Consider the following 24,001-nt stretch of genomic DNA (forward strand, 5'->3'; position numbering starts at 1 on the left):
GAGGCGAACGAGCGTGCGAAGGTCAAGGCCGCCGCGGACCGCTCGGCGCACCGCGCCGCCGTGGCGAAGAAGAGCGCCACCGCGTCCAAGCCCGCTGCCAAGCCGGTCGCGAAGCACTACACGAACAACCTGGACGGCTGGATCCGCCAGTCGCTCGACATCATGCACAAGAAGGGGATCCCCGGCACGTACGAGGGAATCCACCGCAACATCATCCGCGAGTCCAGCGGTGACCCGAAGGCGATCAACCTGTGGGACATCAACGCCCGCAACGGCATTCCCTCGAAGGGTCTGCTCCAGGTGATCGACCCGACGTTCAACCGTTTCCACGTGGCCGGTACGTCGCACAACATCTACGACCCGGTCGCCAACATCACCGCCGCCTGCAATTACGCGGCCGACCGTTACGGCACGATGGACAACGTGGACTCCGCGTACTGATCCGGCGCCGGAGAAAAGCGATACGGAGGGCGGCGGGGCCGATACGGCCCCGCCGCCCTCCGGCGTGTCCGGATACGCCTACTTCAGCGCGTACGCCCCGAGCACGGTCTGGCTGACGGTGTTGCCCGCGTCGTCCTTCGCGGTGGCGCGCAGCGAGACCCGTGCGGCCGAGCGCGGAGCCTTGACCGTGGTGCTCCAGGTGGCGCCGTGCCCGCGCTCGAGGTGGAGGGCGGTCCAGGTGGCGCCGTCGTCGTAGGAGACCTGGAGGGTGGCCCCGGTGACCGTTCCGGCGCCGGTGACGCCGGGCAGGTGGGAGGCGGTCAGCGTGAGCGGCGCGGTCCGTTGCGCCCGGCCCGCCAGGTCGGTGTTGACGCCGTAGTCGAGCTGCAGCAGCGGCAGGTCGGCGTAGCCGTTGCCCGAGGTGAAGCCCCATTCGGTGCGGGTGCTCGGCGAGCTGGGCAGGACGCCGTCCTGGCTGGTCTCGGCGACCAGCCGGTAGGGCAGCGGATCGCTGCTGGGCGCGTCGACGGCGAGCTGCTGGTAGACGGTGGACCCGAGGTCCTTGCCGCCCTGGTAGAGGGTGACGGTCTCGTGCAGGTTGTCCTCCTCGCCCCACAGGTTGAGGTCGAAGCCGTTGTGGCCGGAGCCGGAGTCGCCCCAGCCGGGGACGTTGAGGACGAAGAAGTCGCCCTGCCGGTTCGGCAGCGACTGGCTGTCGTTCATCCGGGGGTGGTAGACGGGCAGGAACCAGTCGCTCCGCGTGGTGGAGCCCTTCGCCGGGTGGGTGATCAGCGAGCGCTCCTGGACCACCGGGTTGTCCGACTCCTCGTACCAGCCGAAGCGGTCGCCACCCGGGGTGACCCAGTCGGTACGGGACGTGCCCAGCGTCTGGACGCTCTGCAGGCCGACCCCGAACCGGTCGAAGTCCTGCATGTCGTAGCGGCCGTTGTCACCGGGGTCGGCGGCGCTGCCCGCGAAGCGCGAGTCGATCCGCGCCAGGTCGCGCTCCCTGGGCGCGTAGGTCAGGTCGGCGGCCGGTATCGCCCCGTCGTGCCGCTCGACCAGGTCGTAGACGTACGGCGAGGTCGGCGTCGAGGTCACGTCCAGCGTCAGCTTGCCGCGTGCGGCGGCGGCGAGCGCGGCGCCCTGCGTGCTCGGCAGGGACGCCACCTCGACCGGTGAGCGCGAGGTGTAGTCGTCCGCGCCGTACCAGGCCGAGAGCCTGCCGGGGGTGTCGCCCACGACCAGCAGCAGCCGGGCGCCCGCGGCGACGGCGGCCGCGGCCTGCGCGGTGTCGGCGGCGGCCTGCGCGGCCGGGTCGGCCTGCCGGTCGTAGCGGACGACCACGGCCTTGCCCCGGGCGTCCAGGCCCGCGTAGTCGGCGGTGCGGCCGAGGCCTGCGGAGATGACGGGGAGCTTGCTGCGGCCGGCCGGCAGCAGTGTGGAGCCCGCCTGCACCAGCAGGCCCGACAGGTCCGCGGCCGCCCCGTGCGGGCCCTTGGCGGCGGCGGTCAGCAGCGGCGCGCCCTTGCGCCAGCGGGTGTCGAAGGCGAAGCTGCCGCTGCTCACCTCGGCCGTGGACTGCGCCCACACGCTGGTGTACGAGACGGGCAGCAGGTAGTTCTCGTTGAGGGTGAAGTCCCCGGCGACCCGGTTCCACTCCACCCGCGTCAGCTGGTCCTCCGACCGCTGCGGGGTGACCGCCGAGACGCGGTGCGCCTTGCGGGCGTCCAGCGCGGCGGTGCGGTCGCCGTCCAGCTGGAGCTGGGGGACGGACAGCACGCCGAGGCCGAGGTCGTCAGGGCCCGCCGCGCCCGGCAGGTCGGCGTACATCAGCACCGAGTACTCGCCCTTGGGCAGCCGCATCACCAGCTTGCCGCTGTCCGGGACCTCCACCTGGTAAGGCGTCGTCTCGCCGGTACGGTAGACCACCGCGTAGCCCGCGACGGGCGCGCCGGACCGGTCGGCCGTGGTGATCGTCAGGTTGTAGCGCTCCTCCTCGCGGTCGATGCCGATGAGGGTGTGCGCCACCACCGAGCCGTCCGCCGCCGAGGCCTCCAGCTGCCCGTCGCTCACCCCGTACGGCGCTTTCGCCGGGTCGGCGGTCACCTCGACCGAGGCGCTGCCGCCCGCGGGGACGGTGACCGTGGACGCGGAGAGGGCGAAGGCGGCCGACGCGTCCGCGCCGTCGGGGCCGGTGGCGGCGGCCTTCAGGGCGAGGGTGACGTCGGTGGTGCCGGAGTTGGTGTACGTGACCGTCCTGGTCGCCGGGGCGTCCGCGGTGTGCGGCCACGGGTAGAAGCCCGCCCAGGCGGTCGCCGTGGCGCGCACGTCGCCGAGCGCCGCCGCCTGCACGTCGAGCCGTCCGCCGCCGCCCTGCGTGACGGGGATGTCCGGGGTCTCGTGCGCGGTGCTGACCAGGGCGTCCTTGATCTGCTGCCCGCTCCAGCCGGGGTGCTCCTGCGCGACCAGCGCCGCGGCGCCCGCGACGTGCGGGGTCGCCATGGACGTCCCGCTCATCGTGATGTACGGGCCGGAGCCCTCGGCCGAGTACTGCGAGCGGGCGGCGAGGACGTCCACGCCGGGCGCGGTGATCTCGGGCTTGAGACCGCCGTCCCCGGAGCGCGGGCCCCAGCTGGAGAAGTACGCGAGCTGGTCGGCGGAGTCGACCGCGCCGACGGTGAGCGCGGAGGTGGCGGCGCCGGGCGAACCGATGCCGCCCGCCCCGGTGTTGCCCGCGGCGATGACGAACAGCGCGCCGGTGGAGTCGCTGAGGTCGTTCACGGCCTGGCTCATCGGGTCGGTGCCGTCGCTGACCTCGGTGGAGCCCAGGCTCATGCTGATGACCTTGGCGTGCTGGGTCTGCGCCGCCCACTGCATGCCCGCGATGATCCAGGACTCGTCGCCGAAACCGTCGTCGCCCAGCACCTTGCCGACCAGCAGCCGGGAGCCGGGCGCGACGCCCTTCTCCTTGCCGTCCGAGGCGGCGCCGGTGCCCGCGATCGTGGAGGCGGTGTGGGTGCCGTGGCCGAGGCGGTCGGTGGTGTCCTGGCCGGGGACGAAGCTCTCCGAGGCGGCCACCTGGCCCGCCAGGTCCGGGTGCCCGGCGTCGATGCCGCTGTCGAGGACGGCGACGTCCACGCCCTTGCCGTCGGCGCCCGCCTGCCACACGGCGGGGGCGCCGATCTGCGCGGTGCTGTCCGCGAGCGTCGCCCTGACCTTGCCGTCCAGCCAGATGTGGCTGATGTTCGCGCCGAAGACGGCCGCGCCGTCCGCGGACCGGGCCTTCGCGCCCGCCGCGCCGCCGTCCGTGCCCTGCCGCTGCGCGGCCCTGGCCTGTGCGCGGGTCAGTGCCGCGGCCGGGGTGACGGCCTGCCAGAAGGCGGCCGCGTCCGACCGGTTCTGGTTCACCGCCCTGCCGTGCACGGCGGGCAGGTCGAGCCGGGCGGACAGGCCGCGCGGCACGGCGGGGGCGGTGCGCGCCGAGGTGCCGCCGTACTGCACGATCAGCGGCAGCGACGAGGCGTGGGCGTCGTCGTAGCCGTCGGCGATCAGGGCGGTGACGTCGAACAGCCGCTGGTCCAGGACGCCCGCGGCGACGTAGGGGAGGACTTCCGACGGATAGACGTACAGGTCCTTGCCGACGGTCCTGGTCTGCACACCGCCGGTCAGGTTCGCCGGGCGGGTGACGGTGGCCGCCGCACGCCCGTCGGCGAGCGTGGTCACGGTCACCCGGTCGCCGGTCACCAGGGTGACGGTGCTCGCGGTGGCGGCGGGGGCGGCGGCCCGGGGGCCGGGCTGCGGGACGGTCCGGGACGGTGTGGCCTGCGCGATCGACGGGGTCGCCGCCACCGCCGCCAGGACGGCGCCGACGGCGGTCAGCAGCCGCCCGCGCCTGGTCGGGGATCTCACGTGGTGCCCTCCATACGGTGCGTGGAACGCGGAACGCGGAACGCAGCACATTCTTCGGGCGCGGATGAGCAGGCAGAACACTTCGGCGTGACGGTTCGCCGCCATGACGGAAGCCTGCCGTCGCTGACGGTGCGTCAGGTCGCCGGATGCGCGACGGTAAGGGCGGATACGCCTGAGCCCCGCGCGCGGCTCAGCGGCGCAGCCAGCCGCGGGCGACGGCCTCGGCGCCGAGCTGGAAGCGCGAGCCGACCGAGGCCAGGTCCATCAGGGCGCGGATCTTGCGCTCGACCGTCCGCAGGGACAGGTCGAGCTGGGCGGCGATGGTCCGGTCGGTGACGTCGAGGGCGAGCAGCGCGAGGATCTGCCGGTCCAGGTCGCCGGGCTGGGCCCCCGCGGGCTCGGGGCCGGCGGGCGCGCCGGGCACCGGAAGCGGCCGGGCACGCTGCCAGTACTCCTCGAAGAGCAGCACCAGCGCGGCCACCAGGCCCGTACCGTGCACGACCACCGTGTCCGCGTGTCCGGGCTCCTCGCCGAGCGACAGCGGCACCATGGCGTTGGCGCGGTCGGAGATGATCAGCCGCATCGGGATGTCCGGCGTCACCCGCATCTTCATGCCGAGGCCGGTGACCTCGCGCACGTCGTCCCACATGCCGGGGACCTCCAGATGGCTGCGGGTGATCATCGCGCGGAAGTCCACCCCGCGCAGCAGCGCGTCGCGCTCCATCGGGTGGACGCTGTCGCGCTCCACCGCGACGACCGACTCCGCGAGGAAGATCAGCACCTCGCGCCGGGCGCCGCCGATGAGCTGCCCGAGCCGGTGGCGTATCGGGACCGGCCCCGACACCACCTCCACCACCCCGCCCGCCGCGCGCGAGGAGGCGCTGCGGAACTGCTCCCCGAGCGCCGCGACGGCCGCGCCCGCCTCGTCGAGCGAGGTGCGGCGGCGGACCAGCAGCGGGGCGAGCGCGACCGAGGGCGACGCGGCCCGGTAGGTGCGGGCACCGGCCTCGCGCGGCCCGGCGTCGCCGAAGGGCGGCGGCTCCTCGCCGACGACGAGCCCGCCCGCCGCCATCTCGTCGAGCCGGGCGACCGCCTCCGCCACGCCGATCCCCGCCCGTTCGGCCACCTCGGCGGCCGAACTGCCCGGCCGGGCGATGAGCAGCACGTACAACCGCTCCTGCTCCGGCGGGATCCCGAGCGGAGCCAGCATCGGCACCCCCCTGAGCTCGAACAATCCGTGCGGGGAGTCTTCATGTCCCGTACAACCGCTGTCAACACCCGCCGCCCGCCCGCCGGGTGGGGGTCACGGCGGCGTGTCGCCGCGCCGCCGCTCCTCGCGCAGCAGCGCGTCGAGGTCGGTGAGGCGGTCCAGGCCGGAGACGGCGCGCGCGGTGCGCGGGTTCGCGCCGAGCCGGTCACGATGGCGGTGCAGGAAGGACCAGTAGCCGCGCGTGAACGGGCACGCCCGCTCGCCGCTGCGCTCCCCGGGGCGGTAGGCGCAGGAGCCGCACAGGTCGCTCATCCTGTCGATGTAGGCGCCGCCGGAGGTGTACGGCTTGGTCGTCATGCGCCCGCCGTCCGCGTACTGCGACATGCCGACGACGTTGGGCAGCATCACCCAGTCGTAGCCGTCGACGAAGTTGCGGTGGAACCAGTCCGTCAGCTCCGCGGGATCCCAGCCCTGCTGGAGGGCGTGGCTGCCCAGCACCATCAGGCGCGGGATGTGGTGCGTCCAGCCGGTGTCGCGGACCTGCGCCAGCACGGTGGACAGGCACCGCGCGGTGACCGCGTCCGCGTCCAGTGCGGTGAACCACTCCGGCAGCCGCCCGTGGTGCCCGAGCGCGTTGCGCCCCCGGTAGTCCTCGCCGAAGTGCCAGTACAGCTGCCAGACGTACTCGCGCCACCCGGCGACCTGCCGTACGAAGCCCTCCACGCTGCTGAGCGGCGCCCGGCCCGCCCGCCACGCCTCCTCCGCCCGTTCCACGCATTCGGCCGGGTCGAGCAGCCCGAGGTTGAGCGAGGACGACAGCAGGCTGTGGCTCATGACCGGGTCCCCGGCGAGCATCGCGTCCTCGTGCGGGCCGAACCCGGCGAGCCGGGTGTCGACGAAGCGGCGCAGCGCCGCCAGGGCCTCGCGGCGCGTGGCGGGGAACATCCGCGGCCCGTCGCGCCCGGCGAAGCTCACGTCACCGGCCCGCTCCCACGCGTCCAGGTCGCGCCGGACCTCGTCGTCGACCGCGTCCTCGCGCGGGCGGTAGGGCGCGGGCGCGCCGAGCGAGGCGGCACCGGGGGGCGGCGGCTCGCGGTTGTCCCGGTCGAGGTTCCACACCCCGCCGGCCGGCTCGGCGCCGTCCATCAGCAGGCCGTGCGTGCGCCTGACCCAGCGGTAGAAGTCCTCCTGCCGCAGCCGGTGCCCCTCGCGCCCGTCCGCCCAGGACGCGAAGGCGTCGTGCGGGACGAGGAAGCCCCGGGCGGGCAGCACCCGGACCTGCTCCAGGCGCCCGACCAGCGCCAGCGCGGCGCGTGAGGTGGGGTGGTGCACCGTGACGGGCCCGCTGGGCACCGCCGCGCGCAGCCCCTCCCGGTAGGTGTCGGCCTTGACGTAGCGGACGCGGTCGCCGAGTTCGGCCGCCCGGTGCCGCATGGCCGACAGCAGCAGATGGGCCTTCGCCCGGTGGAAGCGGCGGCGGCGGAAGACCGAGCGGGCCTCGATCATCACGACGGGGCCGTCGCGGCCCGGACCCCCGCGGTGCGCGTCCGGGCGCAGGAAGCCGGGGCCGAGCTGGTCGCCGAACAGCCAGTGCGGATCAGCCATCTCCACCTCTCCGGTCGTGCGCGCCGCCCGGCGGTACGCAGGTTCCGTCCGCCGGTCCGCGCGCGGTTCGGTACGCGTGCCGTCCCCGGCATGATCGGCGACGCGGGGCCCGCGCGCCCGCAGGCTCACTCCGACGGGCGAGGCGCCATGTCGTCAGGCGGCCCCGGACGGAAGCCGGAAGCGGCGTCCGGCGTTCCGGTCGGCAGCAGGCGGCGTTCAGGCGGCGTACACGCGGTCTCCACGTTCCGTCTCCAGAGTTCGGCCTCGTGCCTACAACTCACTCGCGTGCCGGCGCCGCCTCCCTGTGCGCCGCGGCTCTGACGTTTTCCGGTCTCGCCGTCGCCGGGGTGCTCGCCGCGCAGCCCGCGGCGGCCGCCGACCCGGCCGGCTACCAGAACATCCGGATCAACGAGGTCACCTCCTCGGGCAACGACACCGTGGAGCTGTACAACACCGGCTCGACCGCGGTGAGCATCAGCGGCTGGAAGATGTCGGACGACAGCTTCTCCGCGCAGTCCTTCAGCCCGTCCTCCGGCACGGTCCCGGCGGGCGGCTTCGTCACCTTCAACTCCCCCAAGGGGCTGGGGGACTCCGACAAGCTGGTGATCTACACCTCCGGCGGTACGGTCGTCGACCGGGTCGACTGGGCCACGGACAAGGCCAAGCCCGCGATGGCGCGGTGCGGCGGCGACGGGACCGGGGCATGGGTCACGACCGCCGCCGCGGCCACCTTCGGCTCCGCGAACGCCCTCGGCTGCCCGTCCTCCCTACCGGCCGCGAGCCGGGTACGGGTCAACGAGGTCACCTCCGACGGCTCGGACACCGTGGAGCTGTACAACGGCGGCACGAGCGCGGTCGGCATCAGCGCGTGGAAGTACACCGACGGCGACACCGGCCACTCCGCGGCGACGATCTCGTCCTCCTCGCCGAGCGCGACCAGCATCCCCGCGGGCGGCTACGTCACCTTCGACTCCACCATCGGCCTCGGCGACAACGACTCGCTCTTCCTTCTCGACGGCAGCGGCGACACCGTCGACTCGGTGAGCTGGGCGACCGACGGCGCCACGCCCTCGGACGAGCGCTGCGCCGACGGCACCGGCTGGTTCCGGACCGCCGCGACCGCGACCCTCGGCAGCGCCAACTCCTGCTCGGGCGGCGGCGGCACCACGAGCGGCGGCGCCACCGGCGGTACGACGACCGGCGGGAGCACCACGGGCGGGACCACCGGCGGGACCGGCGGCGGTCAGCCCGGCCAACTGCTCGGCGGCGGCGGTTCGCTCACCAGCGGTTGCACCCCCGAGGCGCCCAGCGGCTCGCACTCCGCCCCCTCCGGCACCCTGGCCTGGCCCGGCGGGGCCGACGTCACGATCGCCGACCGCGTCTGCGCCTTCACCACGTCCACCGGGCCCGAGGGCCGTGACGTGAGCGGCCTGGCCTTCGACCCGGCGAACCCGTCGGTGCTGTGGGCCGTCAAGAACAAGAACTGGCTGTTCAAGCTGGTCAAGAGCGGCAGCACCTGGGTCCCGGACTCCTCGTGGAGCGCGACCGGCAAGCAGATCCGCTTCTCCGGCGGCTCCGGCGAGCCCGACTCCGAGGGCGTGACGGTCGGCGGCAACGGCCACCTCTACGTGACCTCCGAGCGCGACAACACCAAGAACACCCTCCCGAAGGACACGGTCCTGGAGTACGACCCGGCCGCGACCGGCTCGACCCTCTCCCCGCTGCACCAGTGGGACATGACCTCGCAGTTCCCGCAGCTCGACACCGGCGACAAGGACGACGCCAACCTGGGCTTCGAGGGCGTCGGCTACGTGCCCGACAGCTGGCTGACCGCGGGCGGCTGGACCGACCCGCGCACCGGCGCCGCCTACGACCCGGCGGACTACCCGCTGCACGGCGCGGGCCTGTACTTCGCGGGCCTGGAGTGGGACGGCTCGCTGCACGTGTACGGCCTCAACTCCGACGGCACGTTCACGACCTTCGGCACGATCGCGACGGGCAAGACGTCCGTCATGGACGTGGAGTTCGACGCGGCGACCCAGCGCGTCGTCGCCACCTGCGACAACACCTGCGGTGAGACCCACACCTTCATGAAGGTCTCCGGAGGCGCGATCGTCCCCGACGTGACCTACACCAACCCCGCCGTCATGCCCGCGGACAACCTGGAGGGCTTCGCCCTCGCGCCCGGCTCGACCTGCGTCGGCGGCTCGCGCGAGGCGGTCTGGTCCGACGACGGCATCTACGGCTTCGGCTCCAAGACGTCCTCCAGCGGGCACGCCCTCTACAGCGGCACCTTCCCCTGCTGAACGTCTGCCGACCCGCCCCCGGGCACGACGCCCCCGGCCGCACCGCGCGGCCGGGGGCGCCGCCGTGCCGGGGCCCGGCGGGGGCCGGTGCGAAAATGAGCGCATGACAGGCGCTGAGGAATTCACACCCGAGTCGGAGCGGGTCATGCGCGTCCTGCGCGACCAGATCACCGACGGCACCCGGGCGCCCGGCAGCCGGCTGGTCGAGCGGGAGATCGCCGCCGAGCTGGGGGTGAGCCGGCTGCCCGTGCGGGACGCGCTGCGCGGGCTGGTCGGCGAGGGGCTGGTGACCCCGCGGCCGCGGACCTGGGCGGTGGTGCGGGAATTCAGCCCCACCGACGTCTCGGACCTCAACGAGGTGCGGTCCGCGCTGGAGACGCTCGGCTTCCGGCTGGCCGCGCAGCGCCGTACCCGGGCCGGGCTGGCGAAGCTGCGCGCCCGGCTGGACGAGGAACTGTCGGCCGCCGCCCGGGGCGACGGGGCCGCGGCCCGGCGGGCGGCCGCCGCCTTCCACGAGACGGTCACCGAGCTGGCCGACAACGCGCTGCTGAACGAGCTGGACCTGACGCTGCGCAGCAGGCTGCGCTGGCTGCTCGGGCAGCACGACGACTTCACCGCCGTCGCCGAGGAGCACGAGGCCCTCTACCGGGCGATCGAGGCGCGCGACGTCCCCGGCGTCGAGGAGCTGGCCGCCCGCCACCTGGAGGCCAGCGGCAGCCGCGCCGCCGCCCGGCGCGCGGTGACCGCCGCGGAGTAGCCGCCGCGGGCCGCGCCGGGCGCCTCCCTGCGCCGCCCCCCCGGCCGCCGCGGTCCGGCCCCCGGAGCCCGGCGCCTTCTCGCGCCCCGGCGCTCCGCGGATCACACGGGCCCCGGCGTTCCCGGCTGCCGTGAAGGGCCCGGTCACGGACCCTGGCTGCCCCGGGTGTTCCCGCTCGCGGCGGAAGAGCCCAGCGCGGGCCCCGGGCGCCCGCGCCCCCGGCGTCCTCGCCCGCCGTGGAGGGACCGGTGACGGGTCCCGGGTGCCCTCCGGGCGTCCCCGCTCGCCGCGGAGGAGCCGGGCGCGGGCTCCGGAAACCCGCGGCGCGTCACGCGCTCGTGAAGACGATGCCCTCCGGCAGGTCCGGGCGGATCTCGGTGCCGACCTTGCGTGCCAGCAGGTCGTCCAGCCGCTCCAGGGGGCCGATGAGCGCGCGGCCGCCCGCCTTGGCGACGCGTACCGCCGCGTCCACCTTGGGCTGCATCGAGCCCTCGGCGAAGGCGAGCTGGGACAGGCCCTCGGGGGAGGCGGTGAGGATGTCGCGCTGCTCGGGGGTGCCCCAGTTCTCGCTGACGAAGTCGCCGTCGGTGAGCATGATCAGCATGTCCGCGCCCAGGTCGGCGGCGAGCGCCGCGCTGGCGAGGTCCTTGTCGACCACGGCCTGCATGCCGACCTGGCGGCCGCGCGAGTCGGTGCGCACCGGCACCCCGCCGCCGCCGACGCACACCACGAGGGTGCCGCCGTCCAGCAGCCGGCTCACCAGCGGCGCCTGCATGATGCGCAGCGGGTTCGGGGACGGGACGACGCGGCGGAAGGCGCCGCCGTCGCGGGCGATCGTCCACCGGTACTCGGCGGCGGCCTCGGCGGCGTCCTGCGCCGAGTACTGCGGGCCGATCAGCTTGGTGGGGCGCTCGAACGCGGGGTCCGCCTCGTCCACCTCCGTCGTGGTGACGATCGCGGCGACCTCGCGCTCCCCGGCCAGCGCGTTGGACAGCTCCTGCTGGATGACGTAGCCGATCATGCCCTGCGTCTCGGCGCCGAGGATGTCCAGCGGGTAGGCGGCCACGTCCTGGTAGGCGAGGTTCTGCAGTGCCAGCAGGCCGACCTGGGGCCCGTTGCCGTGCGTGATGACCACCTCGTGCTCGCGGGCGAGCCCGGCGAGCGCCTGGCAGGCCCCGCGCACGTTGGCGCGCAGGTGCCCGGCCGTCATCGGCTCCCCGCGCCTGGCCAGTGCATTGCCTCCGAGGGCGACGACGATGCGCATGTGGTTGTCCCTGCCTTACGTGTGTTCGCTTGTCGAACAAGAATGGTATACCAATATGGAGGAGTTGCCGGGAGTCCGCGCGGGTGCGCGGGCGTGCCCGGCCGGAACGGCGGAAGGAGGGCGCGATGGCAGGCCATGAGGCGGCGGCCGCGGTGCGGGTGGAGTCCGGCGACGCGGAGCTGCTGCGGCAGCTGGGTGCCGGGAGCGGCACCGGCCGCGTCCACTCCGTCTTCGCTCGCGTCGTCAACGTGCTGACCCCGCAGGACGCGCTCATCGCGCTGGCCGCGCGCGGCTCGGGCGACGCCCCGCGGACGCTCACCGCCGATGTCGGCGGCTGGGCGGGGCGCGGTCTCGCCGCCGGGCAGCCGGTCGCGTTCGCGCCCGGCTGCCTCACCCTCGCGGTGCCGGGGCGCCCCTTGTGCCTCACCGTCGAGGGGGCGAGGCATTGGTATACCATCCGGCCGACGCTGGCCGGTCTTCCGGCGGGTGCGCGCGCCGCGGCGGCCGCCCGGATCGACCGCCTCAACCACACGTACGGCCCCCGTGGCGGCATGCTCGGCGCGGCCCCGGGCGCGGGCCCGATGGACGACGCCGTCGTCCGGGCCCTGCACGCCGGGCGGGCGGAGCTGACCGCGGGCATCCGCGCCCGCGACAGCGCGGCGACCCGCCGCGGGGTGCTCGCCCTGCTGGGCCTCGGCCCCGGGCTGACCCCGGCCGGGGACGACTTCCTGACCGGGCTGGTGCTCGTCGCCGCCCTGCCGGGCAGCGCCCTGGCCGGTTTCGTCCCCGTGCTGCGCGAGGTGCTGGACGCGCACCCGGGCCGTACCACCGACGTCGCCCTCGCGACCCTGCGCGAGGCCGCCCGCGGCCGGGCCCGCGCCGAACTCCTGGACCTGCTGCGGCTGCTGGAAGGTGCGGCGGGCCCGCTCGACCTGCACGCTCCGGTCCGCGCGGTGCTGGCCGTCGGCCACACCTCGGGCAGCGACACCCTGTCCGGCCTGGCGGCCGGGCTCCACCTGGAAGAAGAACTGCGAGGTCCGCTGTGAGCACCACAGCAGTCGTACGGAAGAACACCTACTTCGACTCCGTGTCCCTGATGTCCGTCTCCACCAAGGCCAACGGCCTGGACGGCGTCGAGCAGGCGTTCACCGCCATGGGCACCGAGATGAACAAGCAGGTCCTGGACAACCTGGGCCTGCTGACCGACGAACTGCGGGACGCGGGCAACGGCGACCTGATGATCGTCCTGGTCACCGCGCCGGAGGCCGACACCGACGCCCTGCTCGCGCAGGTCGGCGAGCTGCTCCAGCGCAAGGCCCCCGCCGCCGCGGCCCCCGGGGCGGTCGCCCACCGCACCCTGCCGGCCGCCGCCGCGGCGACCCCGGGCGCCAATCTCGCGGTCATCGCCGTCAACGGCGCCTACGCCGCGCGCGAGGCGCGGAAGGCCCTGCTGAGCGGCCTGCACGTGATGCTCTTCAGCGACAACGTGTCCGTCGCGGACGAGGTCGCCCTCAAGCAGCTCGCGCACGAGCGCGGCCTGTTCATGATGGGCCCGGACTGCGGCACCGCCGTCATCGGCAACGTCGCGCTGTGCTTCGGCAACACGGTGCGCCCCGGCCGTGTCGGCCTCGTCGCCGCCTCCGGCACCGGCTCGCAGGAGGTCAGCGTCCGCGTGCACGCCCTCGGCGGCGGCATCTCGCAGCTCATCGGCACCGGCGGCCGCGACCTCAGCGAGGAGGTCGGCGGCATCATGATGACCGACGGCATCCGCGCGCTCGCCGCCGACCCCGGCACCGACGTGATCGTGCTGGTCTCCAAGCCCCCGGCCCCCTCGGTCGAGAAGAAGGTGCTCGCCGAGGTCGCCGCCGCGGGCAAGCCCGTCGTCGTCTACTTCATCGGCGGTTCGCAGGAGGCGGTCGCCGCGGCCGGCGGGCACTTCGCCGCCGACAGCCACGACGCCGCCCGCCAGGCGGTGCGGCTGACCGGCATCGAGCCCGCGGCCACCGAGGAGCTGGACGTCACGGCCGCCGCGGACGCGGTCGCCGCCCGGCTCACCGCGGGGCAGACCTACGTCCGCGGCCTGTTCTGCGGCGGCACCCTGTGCGACGAGACGATGTACGCGGTGCGGGACGCGGGCTTCGACGTCTGGAGCAACATCCAGAAGGACCCGGCCCGCCGGCTGGCCGCCACCGCGCCCAGCACCGGCCACACCTTCCTCGACTTCGGGGACGACGACTTCACCAACGGCCGCCCGCACCCCATGATCGACCCCTCGGTGCGCCTGGAGCGCCTGGTCGCGGAGGCCGCCGACCCCGAGGTCGCCGTCGTCGTCATGGACTTCGTGCTCGGCTTCGGCGCGCACGAGGACCCGGTCGGCAGCACGCTGCCCGCCATCGCGCAGGCCCAGGCCGTCGCCCGCGCGGCCGGCCGCCACCTGGAGATCGTCGGCTACGTCCTCGGCACCGACCTGGACACCCCGTCGGTCGCCGCCCAGACCGAGGCCCTGCGGGCCGCCGGCGTCACCGTCACCACCAGCAGCACCGAGACGGGCCGGTTCGCCCGTGAGATCGCACGGAAGGCCCAGCAGGCATGACCGACACCACCGCAGCCGCCCCGCAGACCACCCCCGCCGCCGCGCTGTTCGCGGGCCCGCCCGTCGTCGTCAACGTCGGCCTGGCCATGTTCGAGCAGGACATCGCGGCCCAGGGCGCGCAGGTCACGACGGTCGACTGGACCCCGCCCGGCGGCGGCAGCCCCGAGGCCGCCCGCGCCCTCGACGTCCTCGACGAGCCGCAGACGGCCGCGCGCATCGCGGCGGCCAACGAGGAGGCGGTCGCGCGGATCACCGCCGCCCGTCCGATGCTCGTCGGCTTCGGCCGCGCCCTGGACGTCGTCCCGGGCATGACGCCCACCACGATCCTGCACTCCGGCCCGCCCATCACCTGGGAGAAGATGGCCGGTGCGATGAAGGGCGCGGTCACCGGCGCGCTCGTCTTCGAGGGCCTGGCCGAGGACCTGGACGCCGCCGCGGAACTGGCCGCGTCCGGCGCGATCACCTTCGCGCCGTGCCACGAGCACGACTGCGTCGGCTCGATGGCCGGTGTCACGTCGGCGTCGATGTACATGCACGTCGTGCGCAACGAGACGCACGGCAACACCGCGTACACCAACCTGTCCGAGCAGATGGCGAAGATCCTGCGGATGGGCGCCAACGACCGCAGCGTCATCGACCGGCTGGTGTGGATGCGGGACGTCCTGGGGCCGATGCTCAAGGAGGCCGTCGAGATCGGCGGGCCGATCGACCTGCGCCTGATGCTCTCGCAGGCCGTCCACATGGGCGACGAGTGCCACAACCGCAACAACGCGGGCACCCTGCTGCTCGCCCAGGCGCTCAGCTCCGCGCTGATCCGGACGTCCTTCGGCACCGAGCAGAAGAAGGAGGTCTTCGACTTCATCGCCAGCTCGGACTACTTCTCCGGGCCGACGTGGATGGCGATGGCCAAGGCCGCCCTCGACGCCGCGCACGGCATCCCCGACTCCACGATCGTCACCACCATGGCGCGCAACGGCGTCGAGTTCGGCATCCGCGTCAGCGGGCTGCCGGGCCGCTGGTTCACCGGCCCGGCGCAGCGGGTCGTCGGCCCGATGTTCGCCGGCTACAAGCCGGAGGACTCCGGCCTGGACATCGGCGACAGCGCGATCACCGAGACGTACGGCTTCGGCGGCTTCGCGATGTCGGCCGCGCCCGCGATCGTCGCGCTGGTCGGCGGCACGGTGCAGGAGGCCATGGGCTACACGCGGGACATGGGCGAGATCACCACCGCGCAGAACCCCAACGTCACCATCCCGGCCCTGGACTTCCAGGGGCTGCCCACCGGCATCGACGTCCGCAAGGTCCTCGACACGGGCATCCTCCCGGTCATCAACACGGCCATCGCCCACAAGGAGGCCGGTATCGGCATGATCGGCGCGGGCATCACGCACCCGCCGGCCGAGGCCTTCACCGCGGCGGCCACCGCACTGGCCGGCCTCTTCTCCGGCCCGGCCGCGGCCGCAGATTCCGCAGCATCCCCCGCCGACGCCCTCTCCTGACGTAACGAGAGCCCGACCGGAAGCCACATGCCATGAACACGCACGACGCCGCGGCGGACCCGGCCCTGTCCGGATCCCCGGAGCCGGACGCCGAGTTCGAGCACAGCCCCGTCCCCGCGGACAGCCGCAAGTCGCTCTGGACGGTCTCGGCCGTCTGGTTCGGCTTCCCGATGATCCTCACCAACGCGGTGCCCGGCGGCGTGGTCGTCGCCATGCTGGGCTTCTGGCGCGGACTGGCCGCGATCGCCGCGGCCAACCTCGTCATGCTGCTGTACGTGGGGATCCTCAGCCACCGCGCCGGCTCCACCGGCGAGAGCTTCTCCCTCCAGGCGACCCGCACCTTCGGCCGGGCCGGCTACGTGATCGCCTCGGCGTTCCTGGCCACCGTGGTGGTGGGGTGGTTCGCCTTCAACACCGGCGCCACCGGCGCCACGCTGCACCAGGCCTTCGGCTGGCACGAGCGGCTCGTCGCCGTCCTGGCCGGGCTCGGCTTCATCGCGCTGACCTACCTCGGCATCAGGGCGCTGTCCTGGCTGGGCGCGGTCGCCGCCCCGCTGTTCCTGCTGGCCGGCGGTATCGCCCTGGTGATCGTCGCCCGCAACCAGGGCCTGGGCGACGTGCTGTCGTACGACGGGGTGGGCGGCGACGCGAGCCTGACCTTCGGCGCCGCGGTGTCGATGATGATGGCGACCTTCGCCGACTCCGGGACGATGACGGCGGACTTCACCCGCTGGTCGCGCAACGGGCGGCAGGCGGTCCTCGCGACCGTCAGCGCCTTCCCGGTGGCCAGCGTGGTCGCCCAGGTGACGGGCGGCCTGGTGGTCGCGGCGGGCGCGGTCGCCGCCCCCGCCACCGGGGGCGGGGACTTCCTGCCGATCCTCACCGGCGAGCACACCGGGATCCTCAACGTGCTCGCGGCCGTCTTCGTCTTCGTCAACCTCGGTTCGGTGTGCAGCCACTGCCTCTACAACGGCGCCCTGGGCTGGTCGCACCTGACCGGCCGCAGGATGCGCACCACGACGGTCGTCCTCGGGGTGATCGGCACCCTGGCCGCGCTCGCCGGGGTGTGGAACCACTTCCTGGACTGGCTGGTCATCCTCAGCGTGTTCGTGCCGCCGCTGGGCGGTGTGCTCATCGCCGACCAGTTCCTGGCCCGCGGCGGCCGCGGCGCCATGGACAGCAGGCCGACCGCGGCCGTGCGCCCCACGGCCTTCGGCGCGTGGGCGGTCGGCGCGGGCGCGGCGGCGATCGCCCACTGGTGGGCCCCGCAGCTGTCCGACGCGGTGACCGGCCTGGTCGTCGCGGTGGTCGCCTACGCCGTGCTGGAGCGGGTGCTGCCGCAGCCGGGGGGCGTATACGGTCCGCAGCTCCAGGGGAAGGGCCCTGGCGGGAATGTCCTGGACACGCCGCTCTCGAAATAACATGTACATAACAAGATTTTACGTGTGAGAAACCAGACACCCGCGGGAACGCCGCGCACCGTGTCCATCCCGTCACATACGGGTGCATGGTAAATGCACCCAATCCCCTGACGCGGAGGCACGCACATGTGCGGAATCACCGGCTGGGTCGGCTACCGGCGCGACCTGACCGCCCACGGACACGTCCTGGAGGCGATGACCGAGACGATGGCCTGCCGGGGCCCGGACGCGCGCGGCGCGTGGACGGCCCGGCACGCCGCCCTCGGGCACCGCAGGCTCGCGGTCATCGACCTGCCGGGCGGCGCGCAGCCCATGCACGTCGACACCGACGACGGCCAGGTCGCGATGGTCTACTCCGGCGAGGCCTACAACTACACCGAGCTGCGGGCCGAGCTGCGCTCGCGCGGCCACCGCTTCACCACCGAGTCGGACACCGAGGTCGTCCTGCACGGCTACCTGGAATGGGGCGAGGCGGTCGCCGAGCGCCTCAACGGCATGTACGCGCTGGCCGTCTGGGACGCCCGCACCGACCGCCTCGTCATGATCCGCGACCGGATGGGCATCAAGCCCTTCTACTTCGCCGAGACCGACGACGGTGTCGTCTTCGGCTCCGAGCCCAAGGCGATCCTCGCCAACCCGCTGTGCCGCCCGGTCGTCGACCTGGACGGCTTACGCGAGCTGTTCACCTTCGCCAAGACCCCCGGCCTGGCGGTGTGGAAGGACATCCGCGAGCTGCGTCCCGGCCACCTCGCGGTCGTGGACGCGGGCGGTGTGCGCGAGCGCGCCTACTGGCGGCTGGAGGCCACCGAGCACACCGACGACCGCGAGGCCACCGTGCGCCGGGTGCGCGAACTGCTGGAGGACGTCGTCGCCCGCCAGCTCGTCGCGGACGTCCCGCGCTGCATGCTGCTGTCCGGCGGACTCGACTCGTCCGCGATGACCGCGCTGGCCGCGCGCGACCTCGCCGCGGGCGGCGAGACCGTACGCAGCTTCGCCGTCGACTTCCCCGACCAGGAGCGGCACTTCCGGCCGGTCGACATCAGCCCCACCCAGGACACCCCGTACGTGCACGCCGTCGCCGAGCACGTACGGTGCGACCACCAGGACGTGGTGCTCGCCGGCGCCGACCTCGCCGCGCCGGAGGTCCGCCGGGCCGCGGTGGGCGCGCGCGACCTGCCGGTCGGCATCGGCGACCGCGACAACTCGCTCTACCTGCTCTTCCGCGCGATACGCGAGCGGTCGACGGTCGCGCTGTCCGGCGAGTCGGCGGACGAGGTCTTCGGCGGCTACCCGTGGTTCCACGACGAGCGGCGCGACGTCGAGACCTTCCCGTGGCTCGTGGGCGGCGGCGTCTTCGACTCCGCCGAAGTCCTCGAACCCGGCCTGCGTACGGCCCTCGACCTGCCCGGCTACCTCGCCGACCAGTACCGCACCGCCGTCGCCGGGACGCCCCGGCTGGACGGCGAGGAGGGCCTGGAACGGCGGATGCGCGAGGTCTGCCACCTCCATCTGACCCGCATGGTCCAGTCGCTGCTGGACCGCAAGGACCGGATGAGCATGGCCGTCGGCCTGGAGGTGCGGGTGCCCTTCTGCGACCACCGGCTCGTGGAGTACGTCTTCAACACGCCCTGGTCGCTCAAGACCTTCGACGGCCGGGAGAAGAGCCTGCTGCGCGCCGCGACCCGCGACCTGCTGCCCGCCTCGGTCGCCGACCGCAAGAAGAGCGGCTACCCCGGCACCTTCGACCCGGCGTACGTGACGGCCGTCCAGGAGCAGGCCCTCGACCTGCTCGCCTCCGACCACCCCGGGCTCGCGCTGTGCGACCGCGGAGCCGTCCGGTCCGCCGCGCTCGCCGCGCCCGCGGAGATCACCCAGCAGGAGCGCTCCGCCCTGGAGCGCACGCTCGACCTCGCCGCCTGGTTCGACCTGCGCCACCCGGTCGTCGAGGCGGCGTGACCCGGCAGGTCAGGTGTTCGCGTAGCCGGGGATGCGGGCCTTGATCCGCTCCATCTCGGCGGTGTCCGAGACGCCCTGGACGTCGTACCGCGGGGTGTACGGGGCCTCCAGGCGGCGGGCCTCCTCGTCGGTGAGGACGAGGTCGAGGGAGGCCACGGCCTCGTCGATCTGACCGGTCGTCCGCGCGCCGACCAGCGGCGCGGCCACCACGGGATTGCGGCGCAGCCACGCCAGGGCGACCTGCGCGCGGCTGACGCCGCGGTCCCTCGCCACGGCGCCGACCTCGTCGGTGATCCGGCGGTCGCTGTCGGCGTCCGCCGCGTAGAGCAGGTCGGCGAAGCCGCCGTCGGTGGCGGCCCGCTCGCCCGCGTTCGCCCGGTCGAAGGGACGGGCGAGGCGGCCGCGGGCGAGCGGGCTCCAGACGGTGGTCGCCACGCCCTCGTCGGCGCACAGCGGGAGCATCTCGCGCTCCTCCTCGCGGGCCAGCAGGTTGTAGTGGTCCTGCATGGTGACGAAGCGGGCCCAGCCGTGCCGCTCCTGGAGGTGCAGGGCCTTGGCGAACTGCCAGGCGTGCATCGAGGAGGCGCCGAGGTAGCGCGCCTTGCCGGCCCGCACCACGTCGTCGAGGGCCTCCAGGGTCTCCTCGAGCGGGGTGTCGGTGTCGAGGCGGTGGACCATGTAGACGTCGACGTGGTCGGTGCCGAGGCGGCGCAGGCTCGCGTCGATCTCGGCCATGACCGCCTTGCGGGACAGGCCGCCGCCGTTGGGACGGCCCGGACGCATGGTGTGGCGGACCTTGGTGGTGACGACGACGTCGTCGCGGTCGGCGTAGTCCTTCAGGGCGCGGCCGAGGATCTCCTCGCTGGATCCGTAGGAGTACATGTTGGCGGTGTCGAAGAAGTTGATCCCGGCCTCCAGCGCGTGCCGGATCAGCGGGCGGGCGGCGGCCTCGTCCAGGGACCAGACCGGGTGGCCGCGGCCGGGCTCGCCGTACGTCATGGCGCCGATCGCGATTGGGGACACGTCCAGGCCGGTGCGGCCCAGTTTGAGGTAACGCATGGCGGAGCTCCTATGATGGAAGAGAACGGAGACATCTCCGGTTCGCTTCCGACGTTAACGGAGAACTCTCCGTTCAGCAATCGCGGCGAACCGCCGACCCGACGGGAGGGGACCGTGGCCGACACGCCGCCGCGGCGCTCCGACGCGCTCAAGAACCGGGAGGCGATCCTCCAGGTCGCCCACGACGCGCTCGCCGAGGCCCCCGACGCCTCGCTCAACTCCATCGCCAAACGGGCGGGCGTCGGCCCCGGCACCCTCTACCGGCACTTCCCGACCCGCGAGGCGCTGATCCTGGAGGTCTACCGGCACGACGTCGCCCGGCTGGCCGCGTCCGTGCCGGAGCTGCTGGCCGCCGTGGACCCGCTGGACGCGCTGCGCCGCTGGTTCACCGACCTCACCGGCTACGTCCGCATCAAGCACGGGCTGGGGGAGGCGCTGCACTCCGCCGCGGCGCAGGAGGTGGTCAGCGCCACCTGGCCGCCCGTCAGCGCCGCCGTCGCCGAGCTGCTACACGCGTGCGAGCGGGCCGGCGAGATCCGCGCCGGTATCGATCCGGTCGACGTCGTCATGCTGCTGAGCTGCCTGTGGCGCACCCCGGACACGCCCGAGGGCGCCGTCCAGGTCCGGCGCCTGCTGGACCTGGCGATCCGCGGCTTCCGCCCCTGACACGCCGAAGCCCCCGGGGCCCCGGGCGCTCAGACCTCCACGACGATCTTCCCGGCGGTGTGCCCCTCCTGGCTGCGGGCGAACGCCGCCGCGAGGTCGCCCAGCGCGAAGGTCTCCGCGACGTCCACCGTGAGGCCGCCCGCGTCGGCGAGCCGCCCCAGCGCGGCGAGGTCCGCCGCGACCGGCCGCACCCACATCCACTGGCCGCCCGCGCCGAGCACGGCCGGGTCGGCGATCGACGCGTGCCGCCCGTCCGCGGCCAGCACCGCGAGCGTGCTGTCGAGCACCCCGCCGACGAAGTCCGCGACCACGTCGACCCCGTCCGGGGCCAGCGCGCGGACCCGCTCGGCGAGCCCGTCCCCGTACGCGACCGGCTCGCAGCCCAGCGCGCGCAGCCGCTCGTGGTTGCGGGGGGAGGCCGTGCCGATGACGCGGGCGCCGAGCGAGCGGGCGATCTGCACCGCGAGCGAGCCGACACCGCCGCCCGCGTTGTGCACCAGCACGGTGTCGCCCTCGCCGGTGCGCAGCCGCGTCAGCACCTGGTAGGCGGTGAGCCCGGCCAGCGGCAGCCCGGCGGCCTGCGCCCAGTCCAGCGCGGCGGGCTTGGGCGCGAGGGTGCGCACGGGCGCGCTGACGTACTCGGCGAAGGTGCCGCCGTGCACGTAGTCCTTGCGGGCGTACCCCATCACCTCGTCGCCGACGGCGAACTCGGGCACGTCGATGCCGACCTCCGCGACGGTGCCGGAGACGTCCCAGCCGGGGATCGCCGGGAACACCACGTCCATCATGCTGTCCAGCCCGCCCGCCATGACCTTCCAGTCCACCGGGTTGACCCCCGCGCAGCGCACCTTGACCAGCACCTCGCCAGGGGCGACCTTCGGCAGCGGCACCCGCTCCTCGCGCAGCACCTCCGTGCCGCCGTACTCCCCGTAGACGATCGCCCGCATGGTCCCGTCGGCCATCTTCCGACCTCTCCGCACGCCGTTGCCCCCGACATCCCTCATCCCACCACGGGCGCCGCCGCCGATCCGGAAGGCGGTGCGGCGCGTCTCGGTGTCCGACTCCGCCCCCGGTGACATCGTGGCGGCATGACGCTTCCGTCCGGCGGCGGCGCCGTCCCGGAGGGCGCGCGGCCCGGCACGCCCGCGCCCCTGGGGGTGCCGCTCCAGCGGCTGCTGTTCGGCGGCGTGTACGGGACCGTGCTCGCCAGCGCACTCGCCTCCGCCCTTGACGAGGGCGAGGGCAGGCCCAACGCGGGCTACGACGCGCTGTGGATCCTGGTCGCGGCGCTGGCCGCCGCCGCGGCCCACGGCTACGCACACGCCGTCGCCCACTGGGCGCCCGGCGGAAGGCGCGCCACCGCGCAGAGCGTCCGCTCGGTGCTGGCCGAGTGGCCCCTGGTCGCCGCGGTCCTCCCGACGGTGGCCGCGCTGCTGGGTGCCGCCGCCGGATGGTGGGGCGAGGGGAGCGCCGTCGACGTGATCCTCACCGTCAACACCGTCGCGCTCTTCGGCTGGGGGCTGCTGGCGGCCCGGGCGGCGGGCCAGGGCTGGGGACCGGCCTGCCGCGTCGGCCTGGTGGACGTCCTGCTCGGCCTGTTCATCGTGAGCGCGAACGCCCTGACGCACTGAGTCCGCGGCCGGGGGCGGGGCCGTCCGCAGGGCGCGCCCGCTGCCGCCCAGGACACCGGCCGCCCGGACGGCGGCCGGGGGCCGCCCGCGTCGCGGTCAGGCCGAGGACAGCTGCTCGGCGATCTCCTTGACCCAGGCGGCGGTCCTCGCCGGGTCGTTGAGGGAGTCCGACCACTCCTCGGGGGTCAGGCGCTGGTTGGCCGGGCCCGCCTTGAGGGCGACGAGCAGCGCCCTGGCCGACTCCCGCATCTCGGCGGAGGTGTCGCCGCTGCCCCTGACGTCCGGCCCCGCGGCCAGCGCGTAGATCTTGCGGGCCATCGCCTGGCGTTCGCCGTTCTCCACCTTCTTCCAGAACTTCAGGGCCTCCTTCAGCGCGTCCCCGCGGGAGGCGGGCTCCGCGGCGGCCGCGCCGTCGTCGGCCCAGCGGCCGGGATGGCGGGCACCGTCGTAGCGCTTCGTGCCCGCGCGGCCCGCCTTGTAGGCGGTGACGCCGAGGATGAGCCCGGCCGCGCCCGCCGCCAGGCCCCACCCGACGGGGTTGCCGGCCAGCGCGGCCCCGCCCGCGGTCGCGGCGATCGCCGTCACGATGCCGCCCGCGGCCTTGGTGGACTCGCCGACCGCGGTGAGCGCCTGCTTGCCCATCTTGTTGCGCTGCTTGCCGAGCGCGTAGGTGAGGACGGTGTCCATCGTGTTCACGTCCTCGGCGCGCCGGACGTCCCGGGCCGCGTCCCGGGCGCCGCCCATCGCCTCCCAGGCCGCGTCGATCGCGTCGGACACCCGGTCCAGCCGGTCGTCGCCGTCGTGGTCCCACTGGCTGTCCAGCGCGACATACGCCTCGGCCGCGGCCCACTCCGCGTCGTCGCGCGCCTGCCGGAGCTGGTCCAGTGCTCCGTCAGCGGTACGGCCGGGCTTCTCGATGCCTTTCAGGGCGCGGTACTTGCGGGCCGTCAGGCCGAAGCGGCGGGCGGCCCGCGCCCCCTTCACGGCGCCGACGACGCTGGAGCCGATACCGCTCACCTCCGCCGCCTGCGCGGCGTGCAGCGCCTTCTCGGCCTTCGTCAGCTCCTTGGCGACGCCGAGGGCGTTGTTCCCCGCGCTCGCCGCGCCGACGACCGCCTCGGTCGCCTTGGACGTGAACTTCTTGTTCGCCCCGTGGAAGGCCGCCCCCGCCTTGTGTTTGGCGGCGTCCTTGCGCGCCTTGGCCGCCTCCATGCCGCCGAGCGCCGCGCCCACGGCCTCCGCGACGAGGCTCTCCGACCCGGCGGCGCCGCCCGAGGCCGCGGCGGAGTGCTTCAGGCCGTCGTCGACGGTGGCGGCGGCGTGCTGCGCGAAACCGGCGTTGGCGGGCACCTGGACGTTCTTGACGAAGGTGTCGATCACCTCGAAGTTCTTCTTGAGCCGGTCCAGGATCGCCGCGATCCGGTCCCGGTACCCCGGTGACGGCGCCGCCGCGCCCGCGCCCTGCGGCGCCTTCCCCTTGCCCTTCCCGCCGTCCGCGCCTCTGGCGCGCTGCACCATCGCGGCCGCGGCCCGGTTGCCCGCCCCGGCCTGCACGCCGAGCAGCCCGTGCTCGGGCGCCCCGGCGGACGGCCGCCGCTCCTGCCGCCCACGGCCCGCCGTCGTGACGGCCGCCCCGGACTGCCGTTCCGGCGTGCGGTGGACCGGGGTGCTCATGGACGTG

Annotated in this window: 17 protein-coding genes; 10 read left to right on the forward strand and 7 right to left on the reverse strand. The window is 74.3% G+C overall.

All coding sequences use genetic code 11. The features are described 5' to 3' along the window. Nucleotides 1-441, forward strand: a 441-nt coding sequence (locus ACH4PY_RS29500; RefSeq protein WP_398189545.1) for a transglycosylase SLT domain-containing protein, incomplete at its 5' end; no start/stop codon positions are given. Nucleotides 442-519: 78 nt separating this feature from the next. Here ACH4PY_RS29500 and ACH4PY_RS29505 read toward each other — a convergent pair. The 3 genes from ACH4PY_RS29505 to ACH4PY_RS29515 form a co-directional block, all read right to left on the reverse strand. Further along, complete coding sequence (locus tag ACH4PY_RS29505) at nucleotides 520-4,353, reverse strand: S8 family serine peptidase (RefSeq protein ID WP_398189547.1); 3,834 nt, start codon at nucleotides 4,351-4,353, stop codon at nucleotides 520-522. A 190-nt stretch (nucleotides 4,354-4,543) separates the two neighbouring features. After that, the gene (locus ACH4PY_RS29510; protein WP_398189550.1) at nucleotides 4,544-5,563 is read right to left on the reverse strand and encodes a hypothetical protein; all 1,020 of its coding nucleotides are present in this window, start codon (nucleotides 5,561-5,563) and stop codon (nucleotides 4,544-4,546) included. Nucleotides 5,564-5,656: 93 nt separating this feature from the next. Continuing rightward, complete coding sequence (locus ACH4PY_RS29515; protein WP_398189552.1) at nucleotides 5,657-7,168, reverse strand: cryptochrome/photolyase family protein; 1,512 nt, start codon at nucleotides 7,166-7,168, stop codon at nucleotides 5,657-5,659. A gap of 266 nt (nucleotides 7,169-7,434) precedes the next feature. Between ACH4PY_RS29515 and ACH4PY_RS29520 the strand changes: the two genes are divergently transcribed. After that, nucleotides 7,435-9,474, forward strand: a complete 2,040-nt coding sequence (locus ACH4PY_RS29520) for a lamin tail domain-containing protein (RefSeq protein ID WP_398189555.1) — start codon at nucleotides 7,435-7,437, stop codon at nucleotides 9,472-9,474. Between the two features lie 103 nt (nucleotides 9,475-9,577). Further along, nucleotides 9,578-10,231: a GntR family transcriptional regulator gene (locus ACH4PY_RS29525; RefSeq protein ID WP_398189557.1), complete on the forward strand. Its 654-nt coding sequence runs from the start codon at nucleotides 9,578-9,580 to the stop codon at nucleotides 10,229-10,231. A gap of 328 nt (nucleotides 10,232-10,559) precedes the next feature. Here ACH4PY_RS29525 and ACH4PY_RS29530 read toward each other — a convergent pair whose 3' ends face one another. Then, a complete protein-coding gene (locus ACH4PY_RS29530) occupies nucleotides 10,560-11,495 on the reverse strand; it encodes a carbamate kinase (RefSeq protein ID WP_398189559.1) in 936 nt (311 codons plus the stop codon). Between the two features lie 125 nt (nucleotides 11,496-11,620). On the opposite strand from ACH4PY_RS29530, the gene ACH4PY_RS29535 reads away from it, so the two are divergent. The 5 genes from ACH4PY_RS29535 to asnB all read left to right on the forward strand — a co-directional run bounded on the left by ACH4PY_RS29535 (nucleotide 11,621) and on the right by asnB (nucleotide 18,964). Further along, the gene (locus ACH4PY_RS29535) at nucleotides 11,621-12,541 is read left to right on the forward strand and encodes a DUF2877 domain-containing protein (RefSeq protein ID WP_398189561.1); all 921 of its coding nucleotides are present in this window, start codon (nucleotides 11,621-11,623) and stop codon (nucleotides 12,539-12,541) included. After that, the gene (gene fdrA / locus ACH4PY_RS29540) at nucleotides 12,538-14,088 is read left to right on the forward strand and encodes an acyl-CoA synthetase FdrA (protein ID WP_398189564.1); all 1,551 of its coding nucleotides are present in this window, start codon (nucleotides 12,538-12,540) and stop codon (nucleotides 14,086-14,088) included. The genes ACH4PY_RS29535 and fdrA overlap by 4 nt, the downstream gene beginning before the upstream one ends. Continuing rightward, nucleotides 14,085-15,587 (forward strand): DUF1116 domain-containing protein, encoded by a 1,503-nt coding sequence (locus tag ACH4PY_RS29545; RefSeq protein WP_398189567.1) that lies wholly within the window; start codon nucleotides 14,085-14,087, stop codon nucleotides 15,585-15,587. Before fdrA ends, ACH4PY_RS29545 begins: the two co-directional genes overlap by 4 nt. A gap of 32 nt (nucleotides 15,588-15,619) precedes the next feature. Then, nucleotides 15,620-17,008, forward strand: a complete 1,389-nt coding sequence (locus ACH4PY_RS29550; protein ID WP_398189569.1) for a cytosine permease — start codon at nucleotides 15,620-15,622, stop codon at nucleotides 17,006-17,008. Nucleotides 17,009-17,134: 126 nt separating this feature from the next. Continuing rightward, nucleotides 17,135-18,964: an asparagine synthase (glutamine-hydrolyzing) gene (gene asnB / locus ACH4PY_RS29555; protein ID WP_398189572.1), complete on the forward strand. Its 1,830-nt coding sequence runs from the start codon at nucleotides 17,135-17,137 to the stop codon at nucleotides 18,962-18,964. 9 nt (nucleotides 18,965-18,973) lie between these two features. On the opposite strand, the gene ACH4PY_RS29560 is transcribed toward asnB, so the two are convergent. Continuing rightward, a complete protein-coding gene (locus ACH4PY_RS29560; protein WP_398189575.1) occupies nucleotides 18,974-20,023 on the reverse strand; it encodes an aldo/keto reductase in 1,050 nt (349 codons plus the stop codon). 114 nt (nucleotides 20,024-20,137) lie between these two features. Here ACH4PY_RS29560 and ACH4PY_RS29565 point away from each other — a divergent pair, with 114 nt between their 5' ends. Beyond that, complete coding sequence (locus tag ACH4PY_RS29565; RefSeq protein ID WP_398189578.1) at nucleotides 20,138-20,689, forward strand: TetR/AcrR family transcriptional regulator; 552 nt, start codon at nucleotides 20,138-20,140, stop codon at nucleotides 20,687-20,689. 29 nt (nucleotides 20,690-20,718) lie between these two features. Here the strand turns inward: ACH4PY_RS29565 and ACH4PY_RS29570 are convergent, their stop codons facing one another. Continuing rightward, the gene (locus tag ACH4PY_RS29570; RefSeq protein ID WP_398189966.1) at nucleotides 20,719-21,636 is read right to left on the reverse strand and encodes an NADP-dependent oxidoreductase; all 918 of its coding nucleotides are present in this window, start codon (nucleotides 21,634-21,636) and stop codon (nucleotides 20,719-20,721) included. A 141-nt stretch (nucleotides 21,637-21,777) separates the two neighbouring features. Here ACH4PY_RS29570 and ACH4PY_RS29575 point away from each other — a divergent pair, with 141 nt between their 5' ends. Beyond that, nucleotides 21,778-22,320 carry a hypothetical protein gene (locus tag ACH4PY_RS29575; RefSeq protein WP_398189580.1) on the forward strand — a complete coding sequence of 181 codons (543 nt, stop codon included), beginning with the start codon at nucleotides 21,778-21,780 and terminating at the stop codon, nucleotides 22,318-22,320. A gap of 96 nt (nucleotides 22,321-22,416) precedes the next feature. Here the strand turns inward: ACH4PY_RS29575 and ACH4PY_RS29580 are convergent, their stop codons facing one another. Further along, the gene (locus ACH4PY_RS29580) at nucleotides 22,417-23,994 is read right to left on the reverse strand and encodes a hypothetical protein (protein WP_398189583.1); all 1,578 of its coding nucleotides are present in this window, start codon (nucleotides 23,992-23,994) and stop codon (nucleotides 22,417-22,419) included. Between the last annotated feature and the right edge of the window lie 7 nt (nucleotides 23,995-24,001).

The sequence above is a fragment of the Streptomyces sp. NPDC021224 genome (assembly GCF_044332905.1).
GTDB lineage: Bacteria > Actinomycetota > Actinomycetes > Streptomycetales > Streptomycetaceae > Actinacidiphila.

What these genes read in the sequence shown, in the direction of transcription:
- ACH4PY_RS29560 (WP_398189575.1), bottom strand. Translation starts at nt 20,023, where the DNA reads ATGCGTTACCTCAAACTGGGCCGCACCGGCCTGGACGTGTCCCCAATC.
- ACH4PY_RS29515 (WP_398189552.1), bottom strand. Translation starts at nt 7,168, where the DNA reads ATGGCTGATCCGCACTGGCTGTTCGGCGACCAGCTCGGCCCCGGCTTC.
- ACH4PY_RS29525 (WP_398189557.1), top strand. Translation starts at nt 9,578, where the DNA reads ATGACAGGCGCTGAGGAATTCACACCCGAGTCGGAGCGGGTCATGCGC.
- ACH4PY_RS29580 (WP_398189583.1), bottom strand. Translation starts at nt 23,994, where the DNA reads ATGAGCACCCCGGTCCACCGCACGCCGGAACGGCAGTCCGGGGCGGCC.
- ACH4PY_RS29575 (WP_398189580.1), top strand. Translation starts at nt 21,778, where the DNA reads ATGACGCTTCCGTCCGGCGGCGGCGCCGTCCCGGAGGGCGCGCGGCCC.
- ACH4PY_RS29535 (WP_398189561.1), top strand. Translation starts at nt 11,621, where the DNA reads ATGGCAGGCCATGAGGCGGCGGCCGCGGTGCGGGTGGAGTCCGGCGAC.
- ACH4PY_RS29570 (WP_398189966.1), bottom strand. Translation starts at nt 21,636, where the DNA reads ATGCGGGCGATCGTCTACGGGGAGTACGGCGGCACGGAGGTGCTGCGC.
- ACH4PY_RS29530 (WP_398189559.1), bottom strand. Translation starts at nt 11,495, where the DNA reads ATGCGCATCGTCGTCGCCCTCGGAGGCAATGCACTGGCCAGGCGCGGG.
- ACH4PY_RS29550 (WP_398189569.1), top strand. Translation starts at nt 15,620, where the DNA reads ATGAACACGCACGACGCCGCGGCGGACCCGGCCCTGTCCGGATCCCCG.
- ACH4PY_RS29510 (WP_398189550.1), bottom strand. Translation starts at nt 5,563, where the DNA reads ATGCTGGCTCCGCTCGGGATCCCGCCGGAGCAGGAGCGGTTGTACGTG.
- asnB (WP_398189572.1), top strand. Translation starts at nt 17,135, where the DNA reads ATGTGCGGAATCACCGGCTGGGTCGGCTACCGGCGCGACCTGACCGCC.
- ACH4PY_RS29545 (WP_398189567.1), top strand. Translation starts at nt 14,085, where the DNA reads ATGACCGACACCACCGCAGCCGCCCCGCAGACCACCCCCGCCGCCGCG.